The organism is Psychrobacter sp. ASPA161_6 (genome assembly GCF_051970285.1).
Lineage (GTDB): Bacteria > Pseudomonadota > Gammaproteobacteria > Pseudomonadales > Moraxellaceae > Psychrobacter > Psychrobacter glaciei.
Window position 1 is genome coordinate 59677 of record NZ_JBEFNJ010000007.1, and the last position, 16675, is coordinate 76351.

Genomic DNA, 16675 nt, shown 5'->3' on the forward strand with positions numbered 1-16675 from the left:
GATAAGTAGCTTTGTCGATAAATGAATGTCTCAATAATTGATTGCCGCCCTAATTTACGATGATTTTATAAGGTCTTTTTTATGTTTGCTCCTGCTCTATTGCCTCAATCTTATCATCATTTAACATTCCTGCGTATCAGTGTGCTTGCTGTATTGGCTCTAGGCACTAACGCTTGTAGCACACTGACACCAGCACCGGCACCAGTAGCGCCCATAGCAAACGTACCAAAAGTGGCGTTAGTGTTGGGCGGCGGCGGTGCCAAAGGGTTTGCCCATGTTGGCGTGATTAAGGCTTTAGAGGAAAACGGTATCAAACCAACCTTGGTCGTTGGCACGAGCATCGGCAGCTTGGTTGGTAGTCTATACGCTAGCGGCTACACGCCAGCACAGCTTGAGCGCTTGGCATTGACCACCACTGACAGCGAATTGACGGACTTCACCTTATCCAATCAAGGATTTATAGAAGGTATCAAACTCAAAAACTTTGTTAATAATAAAGTGGGCGCAAAAGCCATAGAGGACTTTCCGATTGCTTTTGCAGCAGTCGCAGCAGAAAAGCATACCTTAAAAAAAGCCGTCTTTACCACTGGCGATGCAGGTCTTGCTGTCCAAGCATCCTGTAGTGTGCCCAATATTTTTATTGCTCCGCGTATCCCTGAAAAAGTCGGCAAAAAATATATCGATGGCGGCGTGGTTAGTTTAGTACCGGTTGATAGCGCGCGCGACTTGGGTGCTGATATTATCATCGCTGTCGATGTGACGATGCCTACCTCGAATAAAAAGAACATAACAAGCAATCTCTTACCCGCTATCACCTCATTGAGTAGCTTTTGGGGCTTACTTGAAAACAATTTAACCGCCAGCACTGCTCATTCAAATACCAAGCACAGCGCATCAATGCGCAATGAACGCGCGCGTGCTGATATTGTGATTACCCCTGATGTCGGTCATATCAGCTCATTAGATACCAGTCAACGTAGCGCCCTTATTGCTGCTGGCACGCAAGCCACCACACCACAAATCAATGCGATTAAACAATTAATAAAAGAAAAATCACAGAGTAAATATGCAACTTTATAACGATATAGTCAAAATATCTTAAAAACACGACGGTATTGCTGATATCAGCAGTGCGTGATGGTTCGATATTACTTTTCACTGACTATATATAGTAAATCCTCGACAAGCTAACCTCAAAATTAGGATTTCAGCCATTAAAAAAGCACCGCAGTCATAAACTGTGGTGCTTTTTTCCGTTAGCTAAATCAATTTTGCTTAAACAGCATGTATCAATTAATAAGCAAATCTATTTAACGCGAGCGCGGTATTTCACTGCTACGGTGTCATTGAGGCCAACACCTTCGATATCCCAGCGTACTGCTTTGTAGTATTTGAATGGGATTTCTTGTAATTGATTGTCCACCTTGCCACGTAACGGCATACGGGCGAAAGTATCGCCATCGGTGCTGCCATATGGGAAGTCAGGCGAGACCGCGCGCAATAGTTCTACTTGCTCAGGGATACTCATGGTGACCGTCATTTTGCGTACTCGATCAGCATTGGTATTGGTAAAATACCCTTGATACTCTAAGACGTTGCCTGCTTGCAAGCGCGTGTTGGCATTAACAGGTACCAAGACCTCCTGACCATTGGCATCAACACTGATCAGCGAGGCAGTAATTTTGGTATTAACGGCTTGCACACTAGAATTACCGCTACGGGTGCTTGCTTGATTGGTACTTGACTGCATGGTAGCTAAATTATCAACTGCTTGCTCTGGGGTCGGCAGCATCGCTGAGGCTTGGGTCACAGCCATGACGCCGACGAGCGTACCAGCGATCACGTGAAACAGACGGTGTCCGCTAAAAGCGCTAAAAGGATTAGCAAAATGGTTACTTTTTTTCATGACTTTCATTATCCCTAGTTAATATATCGGTAAAACGCAGCTGGCAAAACCTGACTGTCTGGTTAATGCATTTTCAATGCTTTTAAACTCTGACATTTATCGCTTTAACTTTTTAAGTTTCTCGCGGTTTGGATAGACGAGACTTTATATGAGCAATACACTTAATGACGACATCTCAGATTATGAGTAGGCTATCATCATATACGCTCCATGCTAGTAACGTTCATTTTTATTGATTATCTGCGTTAGCTGTCTATAAAGCAATAGCGCTTAGCATAGCAAAAAGCGTTTGTAGGTACATTAACCACGTGTTGAGGTTGTGTATATTGTCAATTTACTACAAAGATTGATGAACGCTACTGAAATAAAAGATAGCTCACAACGGCGTTTTTTGCTATGGTAATTCTTTAGCGACTGGCATTTTTTGTCACGTCCTTTTTTCTTATTCTGACTACTACTGCTCCCATTATGACTACTAGCGCCATGCCACAGATTAATCCCGAATACGTTCATTGGTTCCGTAATTCTGCCCCCTACATTAATACCCATCGCGGTAAGACTTTTGTGATCATGTTTGGCGGTGAAGCGGTCAATCACCCGAATTTTAGTACGCTTATTCATGACTTCGCCTTGTTACATAGCTTGGGCATCAAGCTGGTATTGGTACATGGGGCCCGACCGCAAATCGAAAACAACCTGCAAGGCACTGATATCACCTCGCCGTTGCATGAAGACATTCGAGTGACGCCGCGTGTAGCGATGCCGTCTATCTTGCAAGCCGTTGGTGCCATTCGCTTACAGATTGAAGCACAGCTATCGATGGGACTGGCCAATTCACCCATGTACGGCTCGCGCATCGATGCCGTGTCAGGCAATTTTGTCACCGCTCGCCCTTATGGCATTCGTAATGGTGTCGATTATCAAATGACGGGTGAAGTGCGCTCTATCGACGTTGAGGCCATCAAAAACAACCTACTCCACGATCATATCGTGATTTTAGGCTCGATGGGTTATTCAGCGACTGGTGAAGTTTTCAACCTACTCGCTGAAGATGTGGCATTGAGTGCTGCCATCGCACTTGGCGCGGATAAGCTGATATTCTTAGGTGAAGAAACGGGTATCAATGACGATGATCGCTTGCTACGCGAAATGATTCCAAATGAAGTCGATCGTTTCTTACGTGGCCGTGATCTAAATTGTGAGATCAACTACTTTTTAAATTGCGCCAGTAATGCTTGCCGTCAAGGCGTTCATCGCACCCATATTATCTCTTATGCCAAAGATGGTGCATTATTAGAAGAGCTATTCACTCGTGATGGCTCTGGTACGCTCATAAGCCACGACCCTTATGAAGAGATTCGCCGAGCAGATATCGACGATGTCGTGGGACTTATTGAACTGTTATTACCGTTAGAAGAACAAGGCATCTTGGTCAGTCGTTCGCGCGAATGCTTGGAGCAAGAGATTGATCACTATAGTGTGATTGAGCGTGATGGTATGATTCTGGGCTGTGCCGCGCTTTATCCATTAGATGCAGATGCGGCAGAAGTCGCTTGTGTCGCAGTTCATCCCGAATATCGTAGCGGCAGCCGAGGTGCGGATTTGCTAGCGTTTTTAGAGCAGCAAGCGCGCAGCCATGGTTTGCACAAATTATTTGTGTTGACGACTCGTACCGCCCATTGGTTCGTCGAACAAGGCTTTGCAGAAGTTGAAGCAAGTGCCTTACCAGAAGCACGACAAGAAAAGTATCATAACGGACGTAACTCTAAAGTCTTCCAAAAGACACTTTAACGAGTGACTCAATTGATGAGTAAACAGTGAACTAAATCATGTCCAAACAAAAAGCCCTCATAATATTTATGAGGGCTTTTTCTGTTTTAGGACGAGATAGAGTATTAGATTTTATTTCAGAATTATTTTACTTTTAACAGCTCAACCGTAAAGATTAAAGTGCTATTAGGCTCGATACCTGAGTTACCTGCCTCGCCATAAGCGATGTCTGATGGGATATAAAACTCATATTTGCCGCCCTCTTTCATCAACTGTAGACCTTCCGTCCAGCCAGCGATAACTTGATTTAGTGGGAATTCAATCGGCTCACCACGCTCATAAGAGCTGTCAAATACCGTACCATCGATCAATTTACCTTCGTAGTTTACTTCAACCACGTCAGTCGCTTTTGGTGATTTACCAGTACCTGGAGCGATTACTTTGTATTGTAGACCAGAGGCCGTCTCTTTTACGCCTTCTTTTTTCGCATTTGCAACTAAGAATGCTTCACCAGCGGCTTTGTTGTCAGTCGCTTTGCTTTCCATATCTTTGACAAACTTCTCTTCTTGCTCTTTTTGATAGGTCATCAATACTTCTTGCATTTGCTCTTGTGTCAGTGCGGAATCAGTGCCTTCATAACCATCACGGAAGCCTTTTTCAAAGGTATCAAGATTGAGATCGCCGACCGCTTCTTTGTTACCTTCTGCCATCATATAGCCCAAGCTATAACCCACTTTTTCATTGGCTGGGCTTTTTTCAGTCACTGAAACGCTTTGACTAGAGGTTTCTTGATTACCATTATTAGTACTACAACCGGTAACTAATAACATAGCACTAACAAGTGCACTAACGCTTAAAGTAGTGATTTTTTTCATAGAGTACTCTCAAATTGTAAGTATAGTGGCGAGATGTCACATATTTCTATAATAACAAATCTTAGTTTTAGGAGCCATGTTTAGGATGAAATTATCGGGCCAATGTACAGTCTGTGTTAACATTTCTCGTAAAAATAACAAGTTATCACACAAATATAGTAACAGGTTAAGCTTTCTGTCTTTAAATCTATCAATACATCAGCTAAGCTAAATTAGTTAAGGTGATAAGTAACTGGACGTCAGTTTTACTAATATATATTGGGATGTCGGTAGCCATATTGCGTAATAGAGATGTATGGCCATCGCAGATCCACATTTTCCTATAGTAGTATTACTTTTTCAGTCACTATAATGTCCCTGTATAACTTAAATTAAAAACACTATTTATAATTACCATCTATATGATTTTGCTCAATAACTAAGGTTCTGATTACCTACTATTTGTAATGGTTACCTTTGTTATTTCACAGCTCATATATGATGATTCAAGGAGGATAAGATGAATCCAACATTTACATCTTTTAATGGTTATCTTGGTGGGCCGATCGGCTCCATTATTGGTGCTATCTTAATATTTATTATTGGCTGGCTTGTAGCCTTAGGCATCGCGGCACTGGTACGCGGTGTGCTGTCTAAAGTGAATCTTAATCAACGTATGAATTCTTCTACTGGCAAAACCTATGATCTAGAGGGTATTATCTCTAAGATTATTTTTTGGTTTATCTTTATCATTGCCATTTCAGGAGCGCTTAGTCAGTTGAACTTGAACTCTATCTCAGCACCGTTTGCAAATATGGTTAACCAAGTATTGGCGTTCATTCCTAATCTGATCGGTGCTATTGCTCTTGGTGTGATTGGTTGGGTTGTGGCAACTGTTGCCCGCACAGCGATCAACGCAGCACTGGCCAAAACATCAATGGATGAGCGTTTAAGCGCTAAAGCTGGCGTAAAACCAATGAGTAGCACGATTGCTGATATGGTTTACTGGTTCATCTTATTGGTTGTTCTAACCATGGTATTGGGTCAGTTAGAGCTTGATGGTTTATTTGCCCCATTGACTAATATGGTAGACAAAATTTTCAGCTTTATTCCTAACATCCTAATTGCTGGTGTGGTGTTTGTCGTTGGTTATATCATTGCTAAAGTTGTACGCGGCATTGTGACCAACCTTGTTTCTACTTTTAACGTGCAAGAGTTGGCGTCAAAAGCAGGTTTGAACGAGCAAAATAGCCTACCTAATATCGCGGGTTCATTAGCATTTTTAGTTGTGATTATCCCAACGATTATTGCCGCATTAAATGCGTTAAAAATCGAAGTGATTGCTCGTCCTGCGACGAATATGCTGAACAAAATCATGGAAGCCTTGCCAAACATCTTTATGGCAGCGGCTATCCTAGTAGTGACTTTCTACGTGGTACGTATGGTCGCTAATATTATTAAAGGCTTGATCGAAAACACTCAGATCAACCAGTTGCCTGCGAAAGTTGGCTTACAAGAAACCATGGGTGATAAAAGAGTCTCTGACCTTGTTGGTTATGCGATCATCTTTTTTGCCATGTTGTTTGCCGCTATCGCTGCCGCTGATTTATTAGGTTTTGAGCCTATCTCAGCTATTATCACGATGTTTATCGCTTTCGGTGCCAACATCATTTTGGGCGCGATCATTCTATTCATCGGTTTCTGGCTTGCCAATATCATTGCTGGTGTCGTTGAGCGCTCTGAGCAAGGCTCACAGTTCTTAGCGAACATCGTACGTGTACTAATCATGGGCTTGGTACTAGCCATGGGTCTAAAAGCGATGGGTATTGCTGACTCTATCGTTAACCTAGCATTTGGTCTAACGTTAGGTGCCGTTGCGGTTGCCTTTGCTCTATCATTCGGTCTTGGCGGTCAAGAAGCAGCAGCACGTTTCCTACGCAAGATGCAGGACAAAATGGACAAAGAGCGTACTGAAGCGAAAGCGAAGTCTGCTTTGACGCCTAATTCATCAACGCAAGACAAAGTTGCTGATTCAGTTCGTGAGAATACGCCGAGTGCACCAACTACCTCGACTACTAACTTACGTACAGATACGGTCGATACCACAAAACTTGGTACTGATCCTGTAGATACTACTGATGTTGGAACTACTGGAACTACGACTAATAACGATTTATTACCTGGTAGCGGTCTTATCGACGACACCAATAAATAAACCTTCGTGAAAGTATAATTTCGAAAAAAAAAGACAGCTTAGGCTGTCTTTTTTTATGGGTGTTTGTATGATAGATGATTTCTTTAAGTTGAACGACGACAAATTTATCTATAGTCAAAATACCCCGAAAACGCTACGATACTGCTGATCTATCGATATTACTTTTCACTGACTATAGTATCGATTTATAGCTTATCTTTACGGGCTGGAATAGAAAGGTTGAGGCGGATCTGAGGCAAATCATTTACTGGCTTGTTTGGCTTCTTAGCCGCTTGCTTTTTAGCCACTGGCTGCTGAATATCTTGCTGCTCAGCACTTTGCTGTTTGAGACGTTGTATTTGCTTGGTAAGTTGACGCTCGCGCTGAGTCATACTATTCACAGGTTGAATCCACAGATCGATGTCCATGAAAGTCTCACCGGCATCAGAGATAAAATCTATACCAAGTATGATGACATGGTGTAGCTCAGCCATCGGCAGACGCGTGGCAACATCTTGCGCAATTTGCTGTAAGTTTGGCTGAATAGCCGCTTTACTGTTCTGCCCCGCCAGATCTTGCCCATAAAATATCAGCACATAATGCCGACCAAGATTCTCATATGAATGCTGATGTATCACATAGCCAGTTTTTTGCAACGCCGGCTTTTGTTGTGGGTGTCTATATAAAGTGCGAATCAGTTCATGCCGCGAAAACGCGGATTCGTCTAATAATTGCTGCTGCCAAAGAGAGAACTGTGGCTTTAGCGACTTGGTGTCTGCTTGAGCTGTCAGCTCTGCACTAACTGTTTGGATCATCTGCGTACTAAGTTGCGACCAGAGTGTTGCTGCTTGTTGCCTATGTTGTTGATACATCTGGGCAGTTTGGCTCTTATTTTTTTGAGCTAAGGTCATGGCTACCAAAGCGGAATTTGGTGCTTGCTGAATACCATATTTGATCAGAGCATTATCGATCGTAATAGCATGGTCAAATAAGAGCGCACTGCTTAAAAACTGCGTGACAAGCATGTCTTCAGATTCAAAACTCGCGACATGGCTGGAGACCGAGCGCTGGAGCTGGTCAAGATGATACCCTAAGAATCGCCACAGCTCGCATGGCGTCTGTAATGCAAGCATTATCGAACACCAGTCATGCCAGCTAAATACTTGCAGTCGCTGTGCATGGTCACTCATATCGACGACCAAATTTTCCATAAAATAGCGCGCTGCAAATTCGTGCTTTAAGCGCTTCGGTAACTGACCGCGCTGACGGTTATGTTCAATATTATTGTCATTGTTGTGCTCATCATTATTGTCACTGTTATTATTATTGTTGCTATTAGCGTGCTCACTGAATTGGATGTCGACGACCAATACGTCATAGATGAGCGCCTGATTGTCTTTATCTTGAGAAGCGTTAGTCTTTTGCCATGCTAGCACCGCTTTGACCGCTGCCATACGTACTGTTTCGATATTAGCCAAGCTGGTCTCAGAAGGCAGATATAAGATGAGCGCTAATAGTTGAAGCTTACCTAGTGGTAAATGATAGTGATACTGTCGAGCTGTATAATGAGCCTCATAACGAATCTCTATGGTTTGCATGTTAGGTAAAGCAATGTCTAAAGCATCTGTCTGTAGATAGCAGGCCAACTCATTGACCAGATAACCCCCATCAGATGTGCCAGTAATCGAATTGAACACAGTCTCAACCTTTTATTATCAATGAAATATAACGTACCCTACACGGCAACTTACAAAGATCATGCCATCTTTGTGAGGATGATAGGCATAATTCAATAAAGAAAAAGTAAACTACATAAGTGCAATTATACAAAGTCGCTTTCCAAGCAATGACTTGTTATGATGACATAAAAGTAGCACAGCTGACGCATTGATTTATAGTGCAGCCATTACGTTAGGGTCTGCTCATTCATTTTTTATGTAGTGACTATTATTATTTGCATATAAAAACAAGGACTGAATACTATGAAACGTTTTAAAGAAAAAACCGTTATCGTAACAGGAGCAGGCTCAGGTATTGGTCGTGCGACGGCCATTCGCTTTGCTCAGGAAGGCGCCAGTGTCGTTTTAGTGGGACGGACTGCCGATACGTTGGCAGAAACCGCCAAAGAATTCCCGCAAGACCGTACGTGGATTCATACCGATAATTATATGACCATCACTTGCGACATTAGTGTGCAGAGCCAAGTGCAAGAAATGATTAAAAGAGCCATTGATCAGTTTGAAAAAATTGATATCTTGGTGAACAATGCAGGTAAAGCCACCCAAGGTAAAATTACGGAGCTAACGGCTGAAGACTGGAAATCAGCGATTGATGTGAATTTAAACGGTACTTTTTATGTCTGTCAGGCAGCCATGCCACATTTGATAGCGACCAAAGGTAATATCGTCAATGTCTCCTCATTATCAGGGGTCGGTGGTGATTGGAATATGGCCGCTTACAATGCTGCCAAAGCTGGCGTTAGCAATCTAACGCGTACCCTCGCCTTAGATCATGGTCCTGATGGAGTGCGAGTCAACGCGGTTAATCCAAGCGTGACTAAGACAAACATGACCAGTGCCATTCAGGATAATGATGCCAAGACTGATAAATTCTTAGATCGTTGTCCACTTGGTCGTCTGGCCACGCCAGAGGATATTGCCGCCGCGATTACTTTTTTAGCGAGTGATGATGCGTCGATGATTACCGGTGTTAATTTACCGGTGGACGGTGGGGTTAATGCTTCTAACGGTCAGCCTCAATTCTAGCCATTGCTATCTTTGTAATCAAATATGAGCGTTTTACTAACCATTCATAAGAGGTTCAAACGCTCGTATTCGCAAGATAGACCTAATCGGCTGAATTATTAACATCCTGTAGTGGTTGCGATAAGCGCTCAGGATGTCTTGGTATCACCCCTTTATATTGAGCATAAATTTTTGGTAAGTCAGCCTCAATATCTCCAGTAGGATACACAGCAGATAAAAAACGCACTTCTTTGGTATTATAATCTAACGCCACTGGCAAAATAGGGATACCAGCACCCACTGCTAGGTAATAAAACCCTGTCTTCCAGTCTTTGGTATATTCCCGCGTGCCTTCTGGAGACAATCCCAAAAATAGTGGCTCACCGGTTTTAAACTTATCAATACTCGCTTGTAGCACAGAACCTTTATTACCACGATCGATGGGAATAATACCCATCCAACGTAATAGTTGCGCCAATACTGGGACTTTGAATAACGTATGTTTACCCATAATGCTGATTTTTAAATCTAAGGCAAACAAGCTGGGTAATGCATAGACGCCATCAACGTTTGACGTGTGCGGTAATGCCAATACCACCGCTTGCGAGATATCTGGAATTTCACCAACGATTCGCCAGCCTGAGGTTTTTAATAGGAAAGAGGCTATCACTGGAGCAATTGTGCCGCCCCGTTTGGGAATTAAATGACCTAAATCCTTTTTGCTAAGCTTTGGCAATATTTTAGAGCGTGCAGAATTAGCAGCAGTTGGCAACTTAGAGCGATGGGTAAACTTCGATGTCATAACGGCACCAGATTATAAAAGATAGCTACATAATACCATTAAGTTTATGCCACTAAATTGCCTTTTACAGCCTTTTACAGCCTTTTATTGTGCTATCTCTTACTCAACTCTACAGTGAGCAATCAGCCTATCTAGTATTCATTATTACGATACTTTATGAAATATCAGCCAAGTTGCCTTTATCCTCAAGCCAAGTCTTACGGTCAGCAGAGCGTTTTTTGGCGAGCAGCATATCCATGACGCTATTGGTGAGCACCATGTCGTCCATATCTAACTGCACTAAGCGGCGGGTATCACGATTCATGGTTGTCTCACGCAGCTGCTCTGCACTCATCTCACCCAGCCCTTTAAAGCGCGTAATTTGCGCTTTTTTATTACCGGGTACATTGGCTAAAATGTGGGCAAGCTCAGGCTCATCCAACGCGTAATGCACGTCTTTACCGACATCCACACGATATAACGGCGGCATGGCGACAAATAAATGTCCTGCATCGACCAACGCTGGAAAATGCTTAACGAATAACGCGCAAATCAAGGTGGCAATATGCAGACCATCAGAATCCGCATCCGCTAAAATACATACTTTGTCATAACGTAATTCGGACAAATCGTCTGACGCCGGATCGACACCGATAGCGATGGCGATATCATGGATTTCTTGGCTCGACAGCACGGTATCTGAGGATACTTCCCATGTATTTAGAATCTTACCGCGCAGTGGCAATATGGCCTGATAATGACGATCTCGTGCTTGTTTAGCACTACCGCCAGCAGAGTCACCCTCTACCAAAAACAGCTCTGCACCATCGCGCAAATCACCACGGCAATCAGCCAATTTACCCGGTAAGGCAGGACCTTGAGTAATCTTTTTACGCGCGACTTTTTTGGCAGATTTTAGGCGACGTCCCGCTTTATTAATCGCTAACTCGGCAATTTGAGCACCCATATCGGCATGCTGATTTAACCACAGACTAAAGGCATCTTTTGCCAATGTCTGTACGGCTCCGGCAGCTTCACGACTCGATAAACGCTCTTTGGTTTGCCCTGAAAATTGCGGCTCAGAAAACTTAAGCGACAAGATATAATTGACCCCATCCCATACATCTTCTGCCGTTAACTTCACACTACGCGGCAATAGGTTATGAATATCACAAAACTCGCGTAAGGCTTCTAGAATACCGGTGCGCAGACCATTAACGTGCGTGCCGCCTTGCGCAGTCGGGATAAGATTGACATAGCTTTCTTGAATGGGCGTACCACCATCTGGCAACCAAGACAGTGCAAAGGTAATAGCTGCACGTTCGCCCGCTTTCGCATCGTAATTATAATAGAAAGGTGCCTCAGGCAACGTCTCAAGACCATCTAACTGTTCGTTTAAATATTCAACAACGCCATCGGCAAACTGCCAAACGATTTTTTCATTGTTAATATCATCGACGAACTCAATCGTCAAACCCGCGGCCAACACCGCTTTGGCTTTTAGATTGTGCTTTAGCTGTTTAACATTAAATTTTGGCGTATCAAAGAAGCTACCATCCGCCCAAAAATGTACTTTAGTACCGCGCTTGCGCTTGTTTGAGCTGATCGTTTCCGTCAAAGGCGTAACTGGCGCACCATTTTCAAACGCCATTTCAAACTGGGTACTATCACGCCATACGGTGACTTCAACGCGGGTGGACAGCGCATTGACGACAGAGATACCAACGCCATGCAGACCACCTGAAACTTCATAATTAGAGGTCGAAAACTTCCCACCAGCATGTAAGCGGGTTAAAATCAGCTCAACGCCTGACTGTTTAAACTCAGGATGGATATCGGTCGGCATACCGCGCCCGTCATCCTCGACTGACAACGAGCCATCACTGTACAATTGAACTTTGATGGTTTTAGCATAACCGGCCAACGCCTCATCGACTGAGTTATCAATCACCTCTTGTGCCAAGTGGTTGGGGCGTGTGGTGTCCGTATACATGCCAGGTCGACGACGTACTGGCTCAAGTCCTTCTAAAACTTCTAACGATTGCGCATTATATTCACTCACAAATGCTTCCCTTAATATTCACAGATCATTAATTCTATTGAACCATTATAACCAAAAATAACGACGGTAACGCTAATTGTCAGTCGCTCACGTCAGATAATGTCGTCTCTTTAAGTCGATAACAAACGCTGTAGCATATCTATCACCATCGGTAGCTGTTCACCAAAATCCGTAAATCTATGATCACCACCCGCTTGCACAGTTACCGTCGCTCCCTGCGTTTGATAAAAGTCTTTTGATAGTTCAGAATTTAGCAGCTCGTCATTTTCTTTGAGTAAGACAGCAATTTTATGCGGATAATTAATGGATACCAATTGATGATCCGCAAACCATTGTAAATCCGCAGGGGTAATTTCCCAACCGCCAATGGTCGTATGAAGAATTTGATTCTCTGGCACTTCATCTTCGACTTGACCTTCATCGCCATTTAACAGCAACTCATGAGCAAAGCGCTGTAATGTCACGTGTGGCTGAATACTAGGATTCAATAATAAAGCAGGACAGCCAGTATGATTGCTCACCAAGGTAGAAAAATAGCCTCCTAATGAGCTGCCAATAAGTACGGTTTTATCCTCTCTACTGAGTTCGGTTACCAATTTAACTAATTGCTCAAATACTTGCGCAGGTGCGCTATTAAGGTCTGGGCGATATACGTTAATATCAGCATGATGCTGCTGGCAATAGCTTTCTAATAATATGCCTTTCGTCGAGTTGGCATCACTATCCAATCCATGAATATAAATAATGTTCACGTACAATCTCACTTATTAATTTTGTTATGATGACTTTATATAGACTATAAAAGCTAAGCATAGCATTGCGTCGCCAAAAACAGTAACAATAAAGCGGCACACTATTATTCGTTATTTACGACATAATAGTGTTTCAAAATAAGATAAGACAAGTTAAGGGAATAACGATAAGTGCGATGGAGCCGCCATGAATCAACAGTTTGAGCTGTTCGAGATTGCCAATCCGTGTATTGGTGTGTGCACGAGCAATAAAAAAGGCTATTGCTTTGGTTGCCTGCGTAGTCGAACTGAGCGCCAGCTATGGCATGACATGACGACAGAGCAGCAACGCGAGGTGCTACGGCTAGTCTCTGGACGCAGGCAACGTATCGAACAAATGAAACAGCGTAAAGGTGAGCAGTTAGGATTTGATTTTGAGGAAGACGTTGAGATGGGTGAGTTGTTTTGAAAGATGAAGATTATGGTGTAAGGTTAAATAATAATGATGCTTTAATAGTCGATCTACTAATTCTTAAAAGATCATGAATAGCAAATAGTCAAATTTTTTATTAATTCATGTTAATTTTAGATAAGGATTGCAATTACTACTTTCAAACATTGCACAGCTTTTTGAAAAAATATGATAGTTTTACCAATCAAACTAAATATGCTTTTACATACTCTCTTATTTATTATAACTTTTGCATAGTACGCGTCTACATAGACTGATCTAAAAGTTCTAAAGCCACAATCATTGTAGAAACTGTATTTCTATCAAATTCGGCTCTATCATTTTCTTCGTGCGTGCCTTTATTCAAATATACCCATTCACGTGAATTACCATTTAGTCCAACCAAAATACTCAAAGGATCCAAAACAGTACTTTTATTTTGATCAGAGAAGTCAGCATTACCGATTTTTGATTTAAGCTGATCAGATAAGTTTCTTAACTCAATTGGAGCTGAAGCGCCCCGCAACTTTATACTCAGATTACCATCGCCATACTTAGTTACATAGCGCCAAACTTTTCCTTTAGTCAAACACTCCATTGCTTTTCTTGATTTTGATAAAGCTTCTCTAATCTCATTTCTATCAAAGTGCTCTCTAGCAGCAATAATATAGTTCCTAGGAGCACAGTTAAAATCTACATTTATATGAGATTCTTCTAGCCTAGGTAAAAAGGTAAACGATTGAGTCTGAGCAGCAACTTTAGCGGGAAGGAGATTTTGAATGTCTTTGAAAAACTCTTCTCCATGACAGGTAAGAATTATTTGTTTTCCAGAAAAGAACTGATCTTCAAATAGCGTGCGCCTTATTGATTCTCTATGGTCGTCATCTATAGCATTTACTGGATCATCAAAAATTAAAATTGGACAATTTTCTTTCAGATTTTTTGAGAGAAGAATGGCTAAGCCAATACAGCGAATATGCCCTTCACTAAGCATGTGCAATGGATCATAGAACTGATCTGGATTATTTTGAAATGATATTTCAAGACGTTGATTTTGAACTAGAGGAAGCTTCACTCTAGCCAGAAGTTCTGATGGCAAATCATTTCTATTAAACGAATTATACAGTTCAACAACCTGCTCACTTAAGTCAGCTACAAGTTGTGCAGGAAGTCTATCATTGTAAGAGTTCAAGAGTATTACGAAACTCTTATAAGCTTCCGATATAGAGCGATTTCTTTGGATATTCGGTATGTCAGCTTGAACATCAGCTATTAACTGAGCGTTTTCAATATCGAAGCTACTAATTATTTTTTGAGAATTTAAAATCGATTGGTCGGCTGTCTGTCTGCGCGTTATAAGAACCGTAATATCGCGAGAGAAATCACGTAGCCTATTTAGTTCGGCTTGTTTTATTGAGCGTAATTGAACAGCCTGATCAATCCCCTTATCTGCATCTTCAAGATGTTTCACTTGTGAACGTAAATGCTGCCACGCAGCGAAGCCATCTTGCATTGGCTGTTGTAAGCCATTCCACCATTCAATGCTTTCCTGAATACTAGATGGTACTTGATACTGGGTAAGTGAATTCGGAGAAAATCTGCTGCAACAAGTATTTACTATTTGAGCAAGTGAAAGTAATTCCCGATTTACTTTTTGTTCTAAACATTGAAGAGTACTTTGTTGCTCAGCCAAGTGCTGTAGCTTTTGTAGCTCTTTGTCGGAATTAGTAAACGGGTTTACTGCAACTTGGCCAAGTGGAGTTTTACAAGCCGGGCAGTTATTGGGACTACTTTTTTGTACTTGTGTTACAGCATTATAGAGATTCTTGAATGATATTTGCTGACTTACACTCGCTAACTCTTGGCTTAGAGTATTATGTTCGTTTAGATAATTAGCGATATTTAAACCTAACTCATTTAATTTTGCGAGACTCAAAAAAGACTTGATAGCTAAAGGCTGCTGTATTTCGGATTCTATCTGTGAAATTAACCCAACATTTTCACTATTACCAAGTAACTCAAGCACCAATTGGATAAAGTTTGCACCTTCGCGGTATTTGTTAGCTAAAGCCTGCTCATCTGTACTTATCTTTATTGATTCAGCGTTATTTATTTCTATTTGCTGCTCAGCACCCTCAAGTCCTTGTCGCCTTTGTGCTAATAGTGCCGCTTTCGGGCATGTAAGATCAATATACTTAGGATCAATTTCAGTAGTGAACTTTCGAACAAAGTCACTAAACGAGTCCAAACCAAATAGCGTTGAAATTAACTCTGTTTGTTTGGCAGGGACTTGGGCTGCAATTCTCGAAAAATTATCAATTCTATTTCTTTCAACAAAACAAAATCTATAAAGTGAGTCATCCGCCTCGATGTTAATCTCTTCCTGATTTTCATTCAATCCAGTAAGAACTGGGATACTAAAACGATCTACATATGCATTTTTGAAGTAGCTGTGTTGATCTCGAAAGCGTTTACTTTCCGCTTCTGCAACATTATTCAAAAGTGAATATTCAAGCGCTTCGCAAAAACTTGATTTACCTGTACCGTTTGGCCCATAGATTAAGACTAAGTTACTGGTTAGGTCAAAAGACTCCTCCCTAGAGAATCCACGAAATGGACCTACTTTTAAACTTTTCAGTTGAGTAATTGGAGATTTATAGGCAGTTAAATTTTCGACTGGAGGTTGAATAATACAGTTTAAAGTGTTCCAACTATCTTGAGCCAATTGAATAATAGCTCTAATTCTATGACCTTGATGCGTACCTAATGATACTAAATGATCTAAGTTTAAAAAAACAAGATTAGCTATTTTGCGCTCATCTTCGTTGATAGTTTCTGAATTAAGAGTTTGCAGAAAACGTAAGTACTCAGAACGGACCATATAATATCCCTACTTCCACAATAATATCCATCCAAAAAATGAACAACTAGAAAATAAGCTGCTAATTATGCACAAAATCTATAAAAACTTACTATCCTACAAACTTATCACTAATAGCAACACTCAACAATATAAATATGGAAGTAAAATCAACTAAAGTACATTTATATATAGATAATGATTAAATTGATTGAAAAGTAAGACAGAAAAATGAGAACTATTAAGATAGAAGAGTAACTATACCTGATATGGATGAATAAAAGAGTTAGTTAGAAGAACAGCTAATACTAAAACGCAGCGC

The 16675-nt window shown here is 41.6% G+C and carries 12 protein-coding genes; 5 read left to right on the forward strand and 7 right to left on the reverse strand.

Going from position 1 to position 16675, the window contains the following annotated elements:
- The first annotated feature begins 81 nt into the window (after positions 1-81).
- On the forward strand, positions 82-1080 hold the full coding sequence (locus ACTQ9T_RS14315) for a patatin-like phospholipase family protein (RefSeq protein ID WP_413191299.1): 999 nt from the start codon (positions 82-84) through the stop codon (positions 1078-1080).
- A gap of 226 nt (positions 1081-1306) precedes the next feature.
- Here the strand turns inward: ACTQ9T_RS14315 and ACTQ9T_RS14320 are convergent, their stop codons facing one another.
- Complete coding sequence (locus tag ACTQ9T_RS14320; protein ID WP_010201301.1) at positions 1307-1906, reverse strand: hypothetical protein; 600 nt, start codon at positions 1904-1906, stop codon at positions 1307-1309.
- Between the two features lie 468 nt (positions 1907-2374).
- On the opposite strand from ACTQ9T_RS14320, the gene argA reads away from it, so the two are divergent.
- Positions 2375-3697, forward strand: a complete 1323-nt coding sequence (gene argA / locus ACTQ9T_RS14325) for an amino-acid N-acetyltransferase (RefSeq protein ID WP_440465469.1) — start codon at positions 2375-2377, stop codon at positions 3695-3697.
- A gap of 122 nt (positions 3698-3819) precedes the next feature.
- On the opposite strand, the gene ACTQ9T_RS14330 is transcribed toward argA, so the two are convergent.
- On the reverse strand, positions 3820-4551 hold the full coding sequence (locus ACTQ9T_RS14330; protein WP_189586963.1) for an FKBP-type peptidyl-prolyl cis-trans isomerase: 732 nt from the start codon (positions 4549-4551) through the stop codon (positions 3820-3822).
- Between the two features lie 499 nt (positions 4552-5050).
- Between ACTQ9T_RS14330 and ACTQ9T_RS14335 the strand changes: the two genes are divergently transcribed.
- A complete protein-coding gene (locus tag ACTQ9T_RS14335) occupies positions 5051-6745 on the forward strand; it encodes a mechanosensitive ion channel (protein ID WP_240216702.1) in 1695 nt (564 codons plus the stop codon).
- A 185-nt stretch (positions 6746-6930) separates the two neighbouring features.
- Here ACTQ9T_RS14335 and ACTQ9T_RS14340 read toward each other — a convergent pair whose 3' ends face one another.
- A complete protein-coding gene (locus ACTQ9T_RS14340; RefSeq protein ID WP_440465470.1) occupies positions 6931-8421 on the reverse strand; it encodes a hypothetical protein in 1491 nt (496 codons plus the stop codon).
- A 285-nt stretch (positions 8422-8706) separates the two neighbouring features.
- Between ACTQ9T_RS14340 and ACTQ9T_RS14345 the strand changes: the two genes are divergently transcribed.
- Complete coding sequence (locus ACTQ9T_RS14345) at positions 8707-9489, forward strand: SDR family NAD(P)-dependent oxidoreductase (protein WP_439294004.1); 783 nt, start codon at positions 8707-8709, stop codon at positions 9487-9489.
- A gap of 82 nt (positions 9490-9571) precedes the next feature.
- On the opposite strand, the gene ACTQ9T_RS14350 is transcribed toward ACTQ9T_RS14345, so the two are convergent.
- The 3 genes from ACTQ9T_RS14350 to ACTQ9T_RS14360 form a co-directional block, all read right to left on the reverse strand.
- Positions 9572-10270 carry a lysophospholipid acyltransferase family protein gene (locus ACTQ9T_RS14350; protein WP_194620985.1) on the reverse strand — a complete coding sequence of 233 codons (699 nt, stop codon included), beginning with the start codon at positions 10268-10270 and terminating at the stop codon, positions 9572-9574.
- 154 nt (positions 10271-10424) lie between these two features.
- Entirely contained in the window at positions 10425-12311 is a 1887-nt protein-coding gene (gene parE / locus ACTQ9T_RS14355) for a DNA topoisomerase IV subunit B (RefSeq protein WP_439294000.1), read from the reverse strand.
- Positions 12312-12421: 110 nt separating this feature from the next.
- On the reverse strand, positions 12422-13063 hold the full coding sequence (locus ACTQ9T_RS14360) for a YqiA/YcfP family alpha/beta fold hydrolase (RefSeq protein WP_440465471.1): 642 nt from the start codon (positions 13061-13063) through the stop codon (positions 12422-12424).
- Between the two features lie 187 nt (positions 13064-13250).
- Here ACTQ9T_RS14360 and ACTQ9T_RS14365 point away from each other — a divergent pair, with 187 nt between their 5' ends.
- The gene (locus tag ACTQ9T_RS14365; protein WP_440465472.1) at positions 13251-13511 is read left to right on the forward strand and encodes a DUF1289 domain-containing protein; all 261 of its coding nucleotides are present in this window, start codon (positions 13251-13253) and stop codon (positions 13509-13511) included.
- Between the two features lie 247 nt (positions 13512-13758).
- Here the strand turns inward: ACTQ9T_RS14365 and ACTQ9T_RS14370 are convergent, their stop codons facing one another.
- Positions 13759-16374 (reverse strand): AAA family ATPase, encoded by a 2616-nt coding sequence (locus tag ACTQ9T_RS14370; RefSeq protein WP_440465473.1) that lies wholly within the window; start codon positions 16372-16374, stop codon positions 13759-13761.
- Positions 16375-16675: the final 301 nt, after the last annotated feature.